The 13,904-nt window shown below is 40.1% G+C and carries 15 protein-coding genes; 4 read left to right on the top strand and 11 right to left on the bottom strand.

The genetic code is table 11. The annotated features are described in order from the left end of the window. Nucleotides 1-94: 94 nt before the first annotated feature. The 3 genes from cbiM (at nucleotide 95) to cbiQ (ending at nucleotide 2,017) form a co-directional block, all read left to right on the top strand. A complete protein-coding gene (cbiM, locus tag J2756_RS06820) occupies nucleotides 95-766 on the top strand; it encodes a cobalt transporter CbiM (protein ID WP_209583969.1) in 672 nt (223 codons plus the stop codon). Further along, on the top strand, nucleotides 763-1,068 hold the full coding sequence (locus J2756_RS06825) for a PDGLE domain-containing protein (protein WP_209583971.1): 306 nt from the start codon (nucleotides 763-765) through the stop codon (nucleotides 1,066-1,068). The genes cbiM and J2756_RS06825 overlap by 4 nt, the downstream gene beginning before the upstream one ends. 151 nt (nucleotides 1,069-1,219) lie before the next feature. Further along, nucleotides 1,220-2,017, top strand: coding sequence for a cobalt ECF transporter T component CbiQ (gene cbiQ, locus J2756_RS06830; protein ID WP_209583981.1), 798 nt, complete (start codon nucleotides 1,220-1,222; stop codon nucleotides 2,015-2,017). 565 nt (nucleotides 2,018-2,582) lie between these two features. On the opposite strand, the gene J2756_RS06835 is transcribed toward cbiQ, so the two are convergent. Beyond that, nucleotides 2,583-3,722 carry a type II secretion system F family protein gene (locus J2756_RS06835; RefSeq protein WP_209583983.1) on the bottom strand — a complete coding sequence of 380 codons (1,140 nt, stop codon included), beginning with the start codon at nucleotides 3,720-3,722 and terminating at the stop codon, nucleotides 2,583-2,585. Nucleotides 3,723-3,890: 168 nt separating this feature from the next. Continuing rightward, a complete protein-coding gene (locus J2756_RS06840) occupies nucleotides 3,891-5,504 on the bottom strand; it encodes a CpaF family protein (RefSeq protein WP_209583985.1) in 1,614 nt (537 codons plus the stop codon). 41 nt (nucleotides 5,505-5,545) lie between these two features. Between J2756_RS06840 and J2756_RS06845 the strand changes: the two genes are divergently transcribed. After that, nucleotides 5,546-6,559 (top strand): 50S ribosomal protein L11 methyltransferase, encoded by a 1,014-nt coding sequence (locus J2756_RS06845; RefSeq protein ID WP_209583987.1) that lies wholly within the window; start codon nucleotides 5,546-5,548, stop codon nucleotides 6,557-6,559. Nucleotides 6,560-6,611: 52 nt separating this feature from the next. On the opposite strand, the gene J2756_RS06850 is transcribed toward J2756_RS06845, so the two are convergent. From J2756_RS06850 to J2756_RS06890, 9 genes are all read right to left on the bottom strand, one after another. Continuing rightward, nucleotides 6,612-7,859 carry a tripartite tricarboxylate transporter permease gene (locus J2756_RS06850; protein WP_209583989.1) on the bottom strand — a complete coding sequence of 416 codons (1,248 nt, stop codon included), beginning with the start codon at nucleotides 7,857-7,859 and terminating at the stop codon, nucleotides 6,612-6,614. 446 nt (nucleotides 7,860-8,305) lie between these two features. Beyond that, nucleotides 8,306-8,575, bottom strand: coding sequence for an elongation factor 1-beta (locus J2756_RS06855; protein WP_209583991.1), 270 nt, complete (start codon nucleotides 8,573-8,575; stop codon nucleotides 8,306-8,308). A gap of 45 nt (nucleotides 8,576-8,620) precedes the next feature. Continuing rightward, nucleotides 8,621-8,782, bottom strand: coding sequence for a zinc finger domain-containing protein (locus tag J2756_RS06860; protein ID WP_209583993.1), 162 nt, complete (start codon nucleotides 8,780-8,782; stop codon nucleotides 8,621-8,623). Further along, nucleotides 8,783-9,427 carry an amino acid kinase family protein gene (locus J2756_RS06865; protein ID WP_209583994.1) on the bottom strand — a complete coding sequence of 215 codons (645 nt, stop codon included), beginning with the start codon at nucleotides 9,425-9,427 and terminating at the stop codon, nucleotides 8,783-8,785. Between the two features lie 97 nt (nucleotides 9,428-9,524). Then, entirely contained in the window at nucleotides 9,525-9,866 is a 342-nt protein-coding gene (gene pth2 / locus J2756_RS06870; protein WP_209583995.1) for a peptidyl-tRNA hydrolase Pth2, read from the bottom strand. A gap of 267 nt (nucleotides 9,867-10,133) precedes the next feature. After that, a complete protein-coding gene (locus J2756_RS06875) occupies nucleotides 10,134-10,667 on the bottom strand; it encodes a PsbP-related protein (protein WP_209583996.1) in 534 nt (177 codons plus the stop codon). Between the two features lie 355 nt (nucleotides 10,668-11,022). Further along, nucleotides 11,023-11,598 (bottom strand): PsbP-related protein, encoded by a 576-nt coding sequence (locus J2756_RS06880; RefSeq protein WP_209583997.1) that lies wholly within the window; start codon nucleotides 11,596-11,598, stop codon nucleotides 11,023-11,025. Nucleotides 11,599-11,723: 125 nt separating this feature from the next. Next, the gene (locus J2756_RS06885) at nucleotides 11,724-12,914 is read right to left on the bottom strand and encodes a YcaO-related McrA-glycine thioamidation protein (RefSeq protein WP_209583998.1); all 1,191 of its coding nucleotides are present in this window, start codon (nucleotides 12,912-12,914) and stop codon (nucleotides 11,724-11,726) included. A 294-nt stretch (nucleotides 12,915-13,208) separates the two neighbouring features. After that, entirely contained in the window at nucleotides 13,209-13,838 is a 630-nt protein-coding gene (locus J2756_RS06890) for a site-2 protease family protein (RefSeq protein ID WP_209583999.1), read from the bottom strand. Nucleotides 13,839-13,904: the final 66 nt, after the last annotated feature.

A 13,904-nucleotide genomic window follows, 5' to 3' on the forward strand; every position in this document is an offset into this window, starting at 1 on the left:
GGATTTAAATCCATTTGAGTAATACTATATTGGTGTGCTTCTTAGTCCTTGACATGAAATTTCATTAGATAAAATAAAAAAATGGAGGTTCAAAATGCATATACCGGATGGATTTATACCCTTATGGCAATGCGCTATTTACTTTGTTATACTTATAGTAGCATTGATTATCTCCCTCAGATGGGCAAGAAGAGACCTTGATGAGAAGAGAGTACCTTTAATGGCAGTTTTAGCAGCAGGTATATTCGCCATAATGTCCATGAACATTCCCATACCCTGGGGAACAAGTGGACACATGGTGGGTGGAGCCCTTGTAGCCCTTATATTCCTGGCCCCTGAAGCAGCCGTCATAGTCTTTACCCTGGTGCTGATTGTACAGGGACTGTTCTTTGGAGATGGAGGATTAACAGCACTGGGCGCCAACGTACTGAACATGGGAATCATAGGCGGATGCGTGGGACTTTACTCATTCAAAGCCCTGAGAAAACCAATAGGCAAGGTGCCTGCAATAGCAGTGGCATCATGGCTGTCCATATTCATAGCAGCAGAAGCAGTTGCAGTGGAAATGTGGCTTGCAGGAACGTTCCCACTGGGAGCAGGACTCATGTTCATGGGACTTTACCACTCTGTAATAGGTATCATAGAGGCAATACTGACAGTTGTTGTTATACTCGCCCTTGAAAAACTAAGGCCAGATCTCCTTGCCTGGAACAGGAAAAAAACAGGAGATCTCAAGGCAGACACAAGTGAGGTGGCATCAAAATGAATCCTAACGACAAAAAACTTGTGATTGTGGGTTTGGTTATCTGTGTCATCATAGCCGTTCTTGCACCGTTCATAGCTTCACCCAACCCAGATGGACTTGAAAAATCCGCTGAACAGGTTGGTACAGCAGATGAATCAGGAATATATGAATCACCATTTCCAGATTACATAATCCCTGCATTCGGTGAAAACCCATACTCTGGCATAGTTGCTTTGATCATCGGTGTTTTGATTGCCCTGGGATTCGGTTATGCCGTAGCAGCAATTATTAAAAGGAAAAAACCTCCAGAAGCATCTAAATAAACCATTGAAACTACATATCCCTTTTGGGATATGTTACTTCTTTTTAAATTTTTTAATAACTGATTTTTTAAATAACAGAATTTAAAAAGTAGAATTTAATAGTAGAAAAGTAGTAATATAACCAAAATATCAAAATTAAGAGATGAAAACTATGAGCGGCCTTGGATCCATCAACGAACTAGAAAAAATAACCATGCAGAACAGCCCCCTCCACCGCCTGGACGGTAGGATCAAGCTTGTAGTTCTACTTGCCATCATAGTCTACGCAGTCTACACCACTGACATCCTGATACTGGCCCTGATGGAGATCTACCTACTCGTTCTCATATTCCTATCCAAACTCTCATTCAAGGATTCATTCATCAAGATACTATTGATACTGCCCTTTGGTGGGGCTATAGCACTATTTCAGCCATTTATACATGCAGGCACAGTTATTTACACATTACCCTTGGGTATACACATCACAGCCCAGGGACTGGCCTTTGGATTGCTTTTGATCTCCAGGCTGGTGGTTTCTTTAACCTGCATAGTTCTATTATCATCCTTAAGTCCCATGCAGGAAGTTGTTGATTCATTCAAGAAGCTGGGAATGCCCAGGGACCTGGCCATGATATTCAGCCTCTTCATAAGGTACCTCTTCATGTTCTACGACGAACTTCAGAGGATAAGGCATGCCCAGGCCAGCAGGAACTTCGATATATTCAACAAGAAAACCGCTTACATGTGGAGGTTGAAGCAGGTTGCCTACACAATAGCCATGATGTTCCTCCGCGCCTTTGAAAAGGGCGAAACTGTTTATTTCAGCATGCTGAGCCGGGGTTACAGCGAAGAATCAGATATCTACACTGCAAACAAAAAACTTGGAATCAACGACTTCACATTCGTATCAACAACAGTTGCACTTATTCTCTTCCTTGAGTTAATGAAGTACATGGCCTTCGTCTAAACTTCCCTTAAATTCCGGCTTATTTTAATATTTATCATGGCACATCCTCCATGGGGATCCATGAGCTTCCCCGTATACATACATACAAGTACGGTAGCTGAAGAGTCAAAAAACATGATTTGTTAAGGGAGATAAACAATCCTGAAATGACTGAAATAGTTAATCAGTGAGTGGGGATTAAATGTTTGGTTGAATAATTTCTAATTTTATTTGAAGAGTTTTAATGAAACAAAGATTTAATGATATTATTATAGGTTAATTCAGATTAATTCTGTTTATCACATCTCTCTCATCAAATCCTTTTTTCCAAATTTATTCAAGCTGAGCTACTGATAGTTTATAAAAAGAAAATTAAGTTTTTATAAAATAAGATTATGGTTTAAAAAATAAGGTTAAGCCTTATAAAGGGAAATTGAAATCCATGAAATAAAATTGAAGTCTATGAAATAAAATTGAAGTCTATGAAATAAAATTGAAGTTTAACAAAATATTTATGAAAAAATAAGGAATTGATTTTTAAAAATAATTAAAAATAGATATTCTGGAAAAATAAATAGGGAACCCCTTAAATCTGCGGTTCCAGCCTTTTTATCATGAAGGCCATGAATGCCACCACCATTGGGAATAAGAAAAGGTACATGATGAGTAGGAGTATAGGTGGTATGAAGGGCCCCATAACTGTTGAAGCTGCTATCAGCATGATCATACATATAACAGGCCCTAATATTGCAACGAACATGTATATCATGGTGAATGAGTTGAGCTTCTGAGCATAGTCCTTGAGTTTCATCCTCATTTCGTAGGATGTATCTTCAGCTATAACATTAAGAGTTTTTGACAGATCTCCACCACTTGAAAGGGTTCTTGTTATCTGATGAACCGCCCTTTTAAGTCCCTCTGATTGTATTCTGTCACTCATATCCATCAGGGCTTTTTCCGTGGTTTCACCGTACTTTATCTCTTCGAGTGTCCTTGCAAATTCCTCTGAAAGTGCACCGTACCCTGACATTGCCACGGACCTCATGCTGTCATGAAGTCCTATTCCTGCCTTTAACTCTGTTGACATCTGCCTTAAAGCATATGGAAGTTCCCTTGAGGCCTCATTGGACCGTTTACCCTTTTGGATGTTGGGAAGGAATATTATGAGTATGGCCATCATGAATATTGCAACACCGAACACCAGGCCCATCTCTATTCCAAAGCCCAGTACAACCATTATCACAACTACAACTGCAAAGGAAACCGCACCCATAACCACTATCAACTTAGGATCCAGTCCTTCCTTTTCCTCCTCCTTAAGAAGTTCTTCCAGTGAAGCTTTAGTGTAAGATGCTTTTTTAGCCTGTTCTGCCTTTGCTTCCTTTGCCTTGTCTCCACGTTCATACTTCTTATCAACAAGCTCTTTAAAGATTTCAATCTCGTCTTTATCCATCCTCATACGTTCTATTGTCCTTGTAGAACGTTTAGGTGTTGAACTTCTCCTCAAACCCTCAGTCAAACTTGATGATTTCATTGATGGTCTTTTTGAGGATCTGGATTCACCCTCTGAAGATGTTTCAGAACCCCCATTAGTGAACTTTCCCTCAGATCGTCTGTTACTCAACTTGTTTACTGGTGCAGAAACTCCTTCACCCACTTTTTTGCTTGAATCAACAGTTATGCCACCAATTCTGTTGAAAAACTTTTTGAACCCGTCAAAAACCATTTTATATCACCAGTCAATCTATTTTAAGGCTTTGAATTTCAGTAATTACTTACACAAACCTTCCTTCATATTATGGCCATTTAGTTATATTGATCCTTTCTAAAACGTATGATCCATTATTCAGTATCTTATCTGCAACTGCATGTATATACAAATGTGTACATCCCTCTACAGTATTATATCCAGTACTTCCTCTGAATCCTTGTAGTAGTTGTTGATGAAGGATCCAACTTCATCTATTGAACGAATATCATTGTCTGCCATGTACTCCAGCACAAGCCTTCTCTTCTCAATTTCTTCCTCAATTTCTGTGATTCCGATTCCCCTTAGTTCAGCTATGTCCCTGAGGGTTTGACTTGCAATTCCAACGTATTCCACCTTATCAGCAACGTTGTTCCATTCAAAAACACGGTTAAGCTGCACGTTTCCTTCTTCCATACCCACAACTTCTGCAACCTCAGTGATCCTCCTTATTGAACCACCTTCAGGCCTGTACATCCTGTTCTGCATTATTATGAAGTCAAGAGCAGGTATCATTATGTTAGGAACGTTCATGGGTGGGTTCACCAGTCTTGTTATGGTTTCCCTGGCAGTGTTTGAGTGAAGCGTACCCATACCAGAGTGTCCTGTGTTCAAAGCTGTGAAAAGAGTTACTGCTTCACCACCCCTAACCTCACCAACGATCACCCTGTCAGGTCTCTGACGCAGGGAATTCTTAACGAGTACGTCCATTGTAAGTTCTCCCTTACCCTCAATGTTTGGTGGGCGGGTTTCCATACGCAGAACATGGTTATGTGGAATCTGAATCTCCAGAGTATCCTCTATGGTTATTATCCTTTCACGTGGCGGTACAAATGCAGCTACAGTGTTCAGGGTGGTTGTTTTACCTGAACCTGTACCTCCAGCTATTATTGCGTTACAGGGTTTTACTCCCAGCCCATCTGTGCAGACCCAAAGGAATCCTGCAAGGTGTGATGACATGGTTTTGAAGTTTATGAGATCAATGACAGTTAATGGGTCCTTTCTAAACTTCCTTATGGTCAATGTTGAACCGTCTGCAGATACTGGAGGGATGGTTGCGTTTACCCTGGAACCATCCTGTAAACGGGCATCCAGAATAGGTGTCTGCTGGTCTATTCTCCTGTTAACCTGCCTGGCTATAACATCTATGATACCCTTTACCTCTGCATCATCATCAAAAATAACGTTGGTTATCATCATTCCCAGTTTTCTGTGATAAACAAAAACGTTTTTACCTGTTCCTATGACCATGATCTCCTCAAGGTCATCATCCTTTATCATGGGGTCCAGCTTCCCATAACCCAGCATTTCCTGTGATATTTGAGCAGCAAGCCTGTCAACATCCCTTGCTCCCCTCATCTTAAGGAATTCCTTCACTTCATCAGTGAATGATCCCTCATCCAGCCGGAATTCTTCGCCCTGAGAAACTGCAACTTCAACGAGTTTTTCCCTGACCTCGTTGAAGAGTATTTTTTCCTTTTCTGAGAACTTTGGAACACTGACGTTGTAGTTGGGTATTAAACCCTCCTCAACTATCTCAGCCTTGAATACATTGGAAACCTTTTTAATCTTTTTCGGCTTTTTAGGTGACTTAGGTGCTTTAGTCAGTTTTAAAAGCTTTTCTTCAAGGTCGTCTTCGTGTGATTCCTTTTTTTCCTTTACCCGATCAGGAATCTCCTCTCTTTCTTCTCTAGGCCCATCATCATCTGCAGCAAATTCCCCGAGAAGATCCCTGAGTATCTCTTTACGTTTATCTTTCATAAGACTCATCTATTTATATAAAGTATCCAATATTTAAGCATATGTACATAAGCTGCCTGTGCCTAGGTGACTGCATAGAACCTTCAGGCCATGTTTTAGATGTTATTGGAACATTTTACGATCCATGTGATAGTTGTGAAAACTGGAATCTGAAGAAGTTCACACCTCTGGCAGAGCAGATAGATCTGGATAGTGTGGATGCTGATTTTGGAAACTGCAGATGCAGTAAGAGGCATCTTGACGTGGTTATGGCCCATGTTCTCAAGATCCTCATTGAAGCTGGTGTTAAGGACAGGAAAACAACCCTCAGAAACGCATGTGTTCCCCTGATAACCCCTGCATACCCCACAGGTACAGCCCCCTACCTTCCTGAAAACTCCCTTGTGATACTGGTGGAGGATCTTGATTCTGCCTCTGCAGAGAAGATCCTCATGGAAGTTCCTGAAGTTAAAGGTGTTTTAAAAGGCGTTATGAAAATAACAGTTGGATTGAAGGATGCTGATTCAGATCCTCAAACCTACGAACTCCTTGCAGGCTGTGACATGCGCTGTGACGTGGTTAAAACACCCTACGGAGCTCTTTGTATCTACAAAGCTCAGGGCGAGATACACGTGGAGTTTCCCAAACCCATCTCCCCCAAGGTAGGTCTTCTGAGGAAGTACCTCGATGAACATTCTCAAGCAAGTGTTCTTGATTGTACCTGCGGCCCTGGAACCCTTGGAATTGCATGTTTAAAAGCAGGAGCCCGGAAGGTTGTTTTCAATGATCTATGGTATCCTGCAGCAAGAACAGCAGCCCTGAACCTTGAAGTCAATGGATTTCCAGTGAAAACCCCTGAAAATATGGTGGAAATTCAGGGCAAAAATTGGAGCTCCCCTGAAACTCCAGTCGCAGTGGGGGACAATTTTGAGGTTTACTCCGCAGACCTCAGGGACCTTGGGAACATCCTAGGTGAAGAGTTTGATATATGCATCATCGATGCATTTCCAGGCGTGGAAACTGCTGATCTTGTGGAGGGTGTGAAGGGTATCTGCAGGAAGATCGTGGTTATTTAAAATTTTTATTTTTGTTTAATATCTTTAAGTTCTTCAAGTTTAAAATGTTTTTTCAGGCCATTCCCATGTAAATAATAAGTGCAGGGACTATTAAAACCCCCATTAAATTTGATTTATTAACACCAAGGTAGTGGGGAAGCAGTCCCAGTGCAACCGCAGTTACATAGACCATGAGTATGAATGGCACGTTTGAATGTTCCATAACTGCAAATAAAACCACTATGAATGTCATCAATACGATCACAGCCCATGATAATTTGGTGTAGTTTATTCGTTCTATTGATTCTGCTGCAAGATCCCCGCACTTCAGGCAGAGGATCAGGGATAGGGAAACTGCAGTTAGGGATGCGAATATGAAGAGGACCAGATGGTTGAAGTCAAATACCTGAATGAGCTTGTCTATGTACACTGCAATACCGCTTCTGGGATTTCCAATTAGGTAAATGGCTATGAGTGAGAATAGTGCATCTGAAACATTAACACCACTCATTGCAACGAGAAATCCTTCCCTGTTTGCACCGGCATCCCCACCCCCACTAAGTTCCTGGGCCAGTATGCTTCCCTGAGCCGGCCCCATTCCTGGTAAAAATCCTAGGATGGTTCCTGCAATTCCCCCTGCAAAAACTCCCCTCAGAACAGTTCCACTGAACTTGAAGTTATGGAACTTGTTCTGGTTTGGAACAACTGAACTCTGGGACATGCTGTAGAGTAGGGTGCTCACACCAAAAAGTCCTGAAAACATGCAGAGAAGTGAAACGTTTGAGGAGATGGGTGTGCTGAACATCACCCACCCCATGATCCCTGAAAGAAGAAAAAGAGTAACAGCCCATAGAAATGAGATCACACTATTGCTGAGGCGTATGAACATGTAAACCACAACCCCTGAAAGGATTATCCATATGTAGGGCTTGAGCCATGTGTAGAGTGGAGGTAGGAACATCATGAAGATGGGCAGGAGTAGAATGGTGACCAGGATGGATCCAAATCCTCCAACTGCAACGAGTCTTATTGCTTCTTTACCCCTCCCGTGAAGCAGGAAGTAGTGTCCCGGCATGATGGACAGCACAGTTCCCTCATCAGGCACTCCAAGGAACATGGAGGGGATGAACTCAAGGAGGGCATGGGATATGGACATGGATATGAGGAACACTGCAAGCACTTCAGGGGACAGGAAGGTCAATAAAAATGCAGAGGATGCAAAGAGGAATGCACCAACTGTGTTTACATGGATTCCAGGGATTAGACCAGTTACTGTTCCACACATCACCCCTAATAGGCATACAAAGACGAGTTCCCACAATTTTAACACCTGAATCATTCTACATCAGAGTCCAGCTTAAAAAGGACTCAGCACATATCTGAACAACAATTTTAATGATATTATTTATTTAATTAGTAATACTATTTATTGTTGTTGCAGCGTAGTTTTTTGAAAATGTGCAAGGTTCCAAAAATCGGTGGGATTGAATAAAAAAAGATCCCTTAAAAGCAGGGACTCTAAAAATACCAGAAGGGTAAAGGTATCCTGAGTAAATTGAATGAAAATTTTGGATGGAACAATCGTAACTGTCTATAAATACTGATCCTTGAAAAATGAAGGTTAAAAAGTAGTTTGAATACTTAAAGTAGTTTGAATACTAAAAATAGTTACTAAAAATAGTTTGAATGTTCAGTAGTTCATAATATTAAAAATGAAGGTTAAAAAAAGTTTTGTGGTGGATATTCAGGTGAATATCCTAAAAGGTTTTACATCAACCTTCTTACATCAACAACTTCTATGCTTGCTATGTCCTGGAGCTTTGAAAGGTTTTCCTCAACTTTTTCAGTACCGCCTTCTTCATCTTCCACTACAACCATTACGTTGAGGGCTACAAGACCGAAAGCTATTGGTTCTTCCTCAATCTTGTGAAGTTCGGTGTTTTCTGGTATTGATTTTCCAATCTCTGCTTTGATACTTTCTAGATCAACGTCAGGACTTTCAGGCATTAATTTTATTGTTGCTACAACTTCTCCCATCTTAGATTCCTCCAGTAAAAATTAAACGTGTAATCTGTACAAAATTTATGGGCCTTTGAAACCGCATTCGCACTTGTATAAGTGGCCAAATGTCCTGCATTTCTGGCACCTGTATAATATTTTATCGCATTCAGGGCACTGGAATTTCACGTAGTTTTCCACAGGGGATATTTCCTGTTTACAAGATGTACATTCTATTTTCTCCATTTAATAACCTCCAATGAGTGTATGTAAAACGTTTTTACCTTCAATTAACGATAGAACCCTCTCAGGGTGCTTACCATTTACAATATAACACTGAGATTTGTGTTGAAGTAAAAGCTCGGGTAAAAATTCATCAACTGATGTTTCACCAAAATTTAGTAGTTTTTTAGCACTTACATTTTTTATAAGTTTCGCACCATCAAGGGATGGTTCATGCGTGTATATACCATCTACATCTGTTGCTATTAATAGTTTGGCTTTTAGAAGATGTGATATATAAAAGGATATGGAATCTGATGTGACCCTCCACGAGTGTTCCAGGGGATCCAGATACTCCATAAGATTTGAGGGCAGGAGAACAGGAAGCTTACCCATTTCAACCAGTTTCTTGGCATCTTCAAGGGAGTGAACTGCTTCAGCACCCTCAACCTTATCTGCAACAAGGGTTCCGAGAATGTCCATGCACATTATGGCACTTTTATGGTTTGCAGTGTCTGAAAACCGGAATTCTGCATCGTAACTACGGAGTGTGTTGGCAAGAACCCCACCACCACAGATCACCATGGAATGTGTGCCAACAAGGGCTCTGCAGAGTGCTGCAGCATCCTCAAGAAACAGACTGCCACCAACCTTCACAATCCAATCCATAGTAAAATCACTTCTCTTAAATTTATATGATTTAATTGATTATTAACCTTATATTTTTATTTTGGGAGTTTAAGCTCTGGAATTATTTTATCTACCGTTATTTAAGGAGTTTCAGCTCCCGGGTTATTTTATCTATCTTTTCATCAGCATCAGGACCTATTCCAAGGCAGGTTATGGTTGATTCTGGTATTTCAGTGTGTCCTGCATCCCTCACAAGACAGCTTGCTACTCCTGCTGCCTTAACGAGTTCATGAACTTCATAGAGTTCTTCCAAACTACCAACCTTTACAACAACCTTTTTTTCGCCTTCCCTCTCCCATTTCTTTACGGAATTTTCATCGGCCCTTTTGTACGCCCCTAAACTGCCATGGCATGCCTGTGCAGCGATTTTACCCCGGCTCATCTTAAGATCAGCCCTCATAACTATTACCTGTTTCATTTTTTTTACACCGTGAACCTGAAAATCAAAATAAGTTTTTAAACTTGAATTTAAATCTCAACAGAGTATCTACAGCCATTTTATTATAACTTCCCCTATAAATTGGAGGGGTAGGTTACCCTGATGAAGTACAGTTTTATAATTTATAATTTGATCCAATATAAAACCACTCAAAAAGGATCAGCTGATTATAAAAAAAATGGAAAAAAGAAATGGGGAAAAAATATCCCATCCTAAAACTGTTTTACACATCTGTTATTTACGCATTTATATTACTTTGAAGCTTTTAACCACCATGTCGAAGTTTTCCTTCTGACTGTCGAAGTCTGAAGCCTTTGCACTAAATGTTATTGCATAGATGTAGTTATTTTTCTCAAATATGATGATGCTCTCTTTCTTGTCCACTGAACCTATTTTCATGGTGTAGGTGAATTCCCTGGCAGGAGATCCATCAACTGTGAGGTTTGACTCTGATACCACCACAGCACCAGCACTTACAAGTGCAGATTTACTCGCTGAAACTCCTTCGTCCAAACTGCCTGTGCTGTTGGTTTTCTGGACAGCTACAACTGTCTGGTAGGTCTTGTTTGAAATACTGTCCTCATCTGCCACTGCTGCAATCATAGGTGCAGCTCCCTCAACCTCAGTGCTCATCTGACTCGCTGATAACTTGGTCCAGCCCATTGGATAATCAAAGGAAACCCCACTTTCATTGTAGGTTTGACTGGTTGATGTTGTACATCCCGATGCAAAAACCACAACTGCTAAAATTGCCAAAACTAAAATTGTGTATTGTTTCATGCTGATCCTCCCATCATAATCCCTAATTATTTTATTCCCTTAAGAATTAATAAATTTATCTAAAATCCATTAAAAGAATTAAAGATAAAATAGAGTTAAACTGTAAATATTTCAGGGTACTTGGTATTAATTAAAAGAATGTTGAATAATTTAGTTGTTTACCTCTTCAATGATTAATATTGAATAAATAAGGGGAGTCCTTCAGAGAACCATCTTAAAATCCTTTTTTAGAAATTAAAAGCAGGAATGAATTTATCAAATTTATTGAAGAAAAAAAGTGATTATAATATCTAAAATAATTCATTTTAATGATTTAAAAATAAAAATGGATAAAAAGAAGAATTCAAAGGAAATTTCAAAGTAGATTATTGAACATGTTCTCTAAATAATTATTTCTCTGCTCTCCAGTAATTTTAAAGCTTCTAACTACCATGTCAAAGTTTTCCTTCTGGTTGGCAAAGTCTGAATCAGGTGCACTTAGAGTTAATGAGTAAACTGTGTTGTTTTGAGCTAAAACAACTAAACGTGCCTCTTTCTTAACACCACCCATTGTAACGTTGTAAAACACATCATGGGCCTTCACCCCGTTGACTGTGATGTTCTTATCCGAGATCATAACGGCTTTCTTATCCTTCTGAAGATTTGCCTTACTTGCTGCAACTATTTCATCCAGTGTCCCTGATTGGTTGGTTTTCTGTACCATTACCATTGTTATGTAACTGCTGTTCTGGGCGTTGTTGGAATCTCCAACCACTGCAATGGTGTTATTTGATTTTATGTCCCAATCCTTTGCAGAGAGCTGATTCCATGTTCCAGGGTACTTGAAGTAAACCCCGTTTTCATTGTAGGTTTGGGGTGTTAATCCCCTGTAAACTGATAAAACTGATAAAACAACGATTACAATTAAAAACATGGCTGTGTACCATTTCATGTCATGTCCTCCATAAGCCAACTGAGAATGATTAATTTGAAATTTGAATGATCCCCTACGGGATCATTGAATCATCAATTGATAATATAAAATATATTTGAATCAATGCAAGCCTTTGAACCCCATCAGGCCAATCTTTTCCCTGCCCGATCCATGTCCACAGAGTAAACCTCTAAACCCGGAATTATAACCCTTACAACAGGTATTTCTATATTTGAACGGGTTAAGTCAGAGTACAGAACATCGTTAAAACCGCATTTTCCGAGTATCTTCATGGCCATGCTTATATCTTCCCTGAATGAAGATCCGGACCTGTTTTTAATTTCTGAAAGGTTTATAGTTTCTTCTGAATCTCCAAACCAGTGCTTGTTGATCCTCTTCATGCGTTCGTAACCTGCTTTTCTCATGAAAACTGCCCGGACTGTGTCTTCTCTTGTTCCATGTATCTGGGTTGCCCTGCTCTGTGCCACCTCTGTTAAAGCCCTTATAGCTGCTATTTCAGGGTCAAGGTGAGTTCCAACACCTAGTGTTAATAATGCAGGGTCTTTAAGAACAGGATCATCTGAAACTGCGGCTATTGTGGATATCTTTATATCTGCAGTGAGATCCATGAGTTTCACATTGATCCCTGCGTCCCGGAATTTCATGAGTAAATCCTTTATAAGAGGATTTTCCGTGTTTTCACAGTCAATTTCAGGTTTTGAACTGCGGTGGGCCTCGAATATGCTCCAGGCATCCCTTTCAACAACCTCCATCATGCCATGGAAAACTGCTTCTTCGATCCTGTTTCCAGATGCAAGTCCATTGGTGTTGGATTTGAAGAGCTTCAAACTATCCTGAAGATTGTATGGGTGATAAACAGCATTTGCAGGGACCATGTACTCCCTTTCATCCTTTAAATCCCTGGCTTTAATCCATTCAAGTCTGGATTCCTCTGGATTGAACTGTGTATTTGGGAGTATCAGGGATCTTGGATCCAATGCATTGTCCACTTCCTCAAAAACTCCGGATATTATCTTCTCCCTGTCAGAGTCATGGATCTCTGCAGAGTACCTTTCAAAGGATTCCATCATTGCAGAGGCCTTTGCCTGGGTTTTTGTAGCACCTTTACCTGCATATATACTCACAGCACCATCTGCAGCCATTGGCCTTATTGCGGAGTAGACTGGCACACCCACACGATCCAGATGTGTTATCTCCGCAACCCTTGTAACACCTGCAGCCTTCAGTTTCCCCTCAACATTTTTTATTGTAGCTTCAGGGGCTATGGACCTGTGTGTACATCCAAAATACTTTATTGGAACCTCTTGGAACATTTGATCACTTGAAACCTAATTCTTTTAAAAAATCATTCATAAAAAATTATACATGGAAATTCGTACCTATGGATTAGCTTTAACCTTCATGTCTTAAAATTTTTTGGTAGGAAGCTCAGCATACCTTCCAATGCAACTTCTTTTTTAAGGGGTTTTTTAAGGGGCATTTCTTTTTCTAAGATATAAATTCAGGTCAAAATAAAAGGTTATGGACCTAATCAGTGCACCTGATATGGTTACTTCTGATTTAAAAAGAAGTTCATGGTTTAAAATGAGTGAAGATTTGAAACACCCTCACATTCCAATGATCCTCATGGTTAAAAATGCTTTAACCGTCAAAATTAAGGCAAAAACTGTTACTATTCCCCATATAACAGGATTCCATTTTAGAACCTTAGCACCGTCCAGTATAGCTACGGGTATGAGGTTGAAGAATGCCAGGAAACTGTTTATTGCAAATCCCAGAAGGATGATGTTGGATATCTCGTAACTTAAGAGATCCGCTGGTGATGTTGAAACCAGGGGCATGAGTGCCAGGAAAAAGACTGCAAGAACCATGTTTGTAAGTGGACCTGCAATGGATATTTTACCGTTTTCCTCCCTTGAGATGTACTCGCCCTGAATGTAAACAGCTCCAGGGGCTGCGAAAACAAATCCGAATGCAGCCATTACGATCGCCAGTATGAGTCCCTGAACCCACATCCTGAACTCGGCACGAAATCCATATCTGATTGCAACGAATTTATGTGCAAGCTCATGGAGCACGAATCCAAGCCCCGCTGCAATGAAAGTTGCAGGAATAAGATATATAACATTTTCAATAACGTTACTACTTCCAATACTGAAGATGTATGCAAATATTGCTGCAATAACAGTCATTGAAATGAGTATGTCCCTGACTTCATGGGCTGTGAATTTTATCATACTTATAGGAAACGTAGCTCATCATTTATAATGATTTCCCTAATGATTTATCTTAAAAAAAGATCA

The organism is Methanobacterium aggregans (genome assembly GCF_017874455.1).
Taxonomy (GTDB): domain Archaea; phylum Methanobacteriota; class Methanobacteria; order Methanobacteriales; family Methanobacteriaceae; genus Methanobacterium_C; species Methanobacterium_C aggregans.

Bases quoted from the DNA above. Each gene is read 5' to 3' on its own strand.
- cbiM (WP_209583969.1), top strand. From the start codon at position 95: ATGCATATACCGGATGGATTTATACCCTTATGGCAATGCGCTATTTAC.
- J2756_RS06875 (WP_209583996.1), bottom strand. From the start codon at position 10,667: ATGAAACAATACACAATTTTAGTTTTGGCAATTTTAGCAGTTGTGGTT.
- J2756_RS06885 (WP_209583998.1), bottom strand. From the start codon at position 12,914: ATGTTCCAAGAGGTTCCAATAAAGTATTTTGGATGTACACACAGGTCC.
- J2756_RS06835 (WP_209583983.1), bottom strand. From the start codon at position 3,722: ATGGTTTTTGACGGGTTCAAAAAGTTTTTCAACAGAATTGGTGGCATA.
- J2756_RS06855 (WP_209583991.1), bottom strand. From the start codon at position 8,575: ATGGGAGAAGTTGTAGCAACAATAAAATTAATGCCTGAAAGTCCTGAC.
- J2756_RS06890 (WP_209583999.1), bottom strand. From the start codon at position 13,838: ATGATAAAATTCACAGCCCATGAAGTCAGGGACATACTCATTTCAATG.
- J2756_RS06880 (WP_209583997.1), bottom strand. From the start codon at position 11,598: ATGAAATGGTACACAGCCATGTTTTTAATTGTAATCGTTGTTTTATCA.
- J2756_RS06865 (WP_209583994.1), bottom strand. From the start codon at position 9,427: ATGGATTGGATTGTGAAGGTTGGTGGCAGTCTGTTTCTTGAGGATGCT.
- J2756_RS06840 (WP_209583985.1), bottom strand. From the start codon at position 5,504: ATGAAAGATAAACGTAAAGAGATACTCAGGGATCTTCTCGGGGAATTT.
- pth2 (WP_209583995.1), bottom strand. From the start codon at position 9,866: ATGAAACAGGTAATAGTTATGAGGGCTGATCTTAAGATGAGCCGGGGT.
- J2756_RS06825 (WP_209583971.1), top strand. From the start codon at position 763: ATGAATCCTAACGACAAAAAACTTGTGATTGTGGGTTTGGTTATCTGT.
- cbiQ (WP_209583981.1), top strand. From the start codon at position 1,220: ATGAGCGGCCTTGGATCCATCAACGAACTAGAAAAAATAACCATGCAG.
- J2756_RS06845 (WP_209583987.1), top strand. From the start codon at position 5,546: ATGTACATAAGCTGCCTGTGCCTAGGTGACTGCATAGAACCTTCAGGC.
- J2756_RS06860 (WP_209583993.1), bottom strand. From the start codon at position 8,782: ATGGAGAAAATAGAATGTACATCTTGTAAACAGGAAATATCCCCTGTG.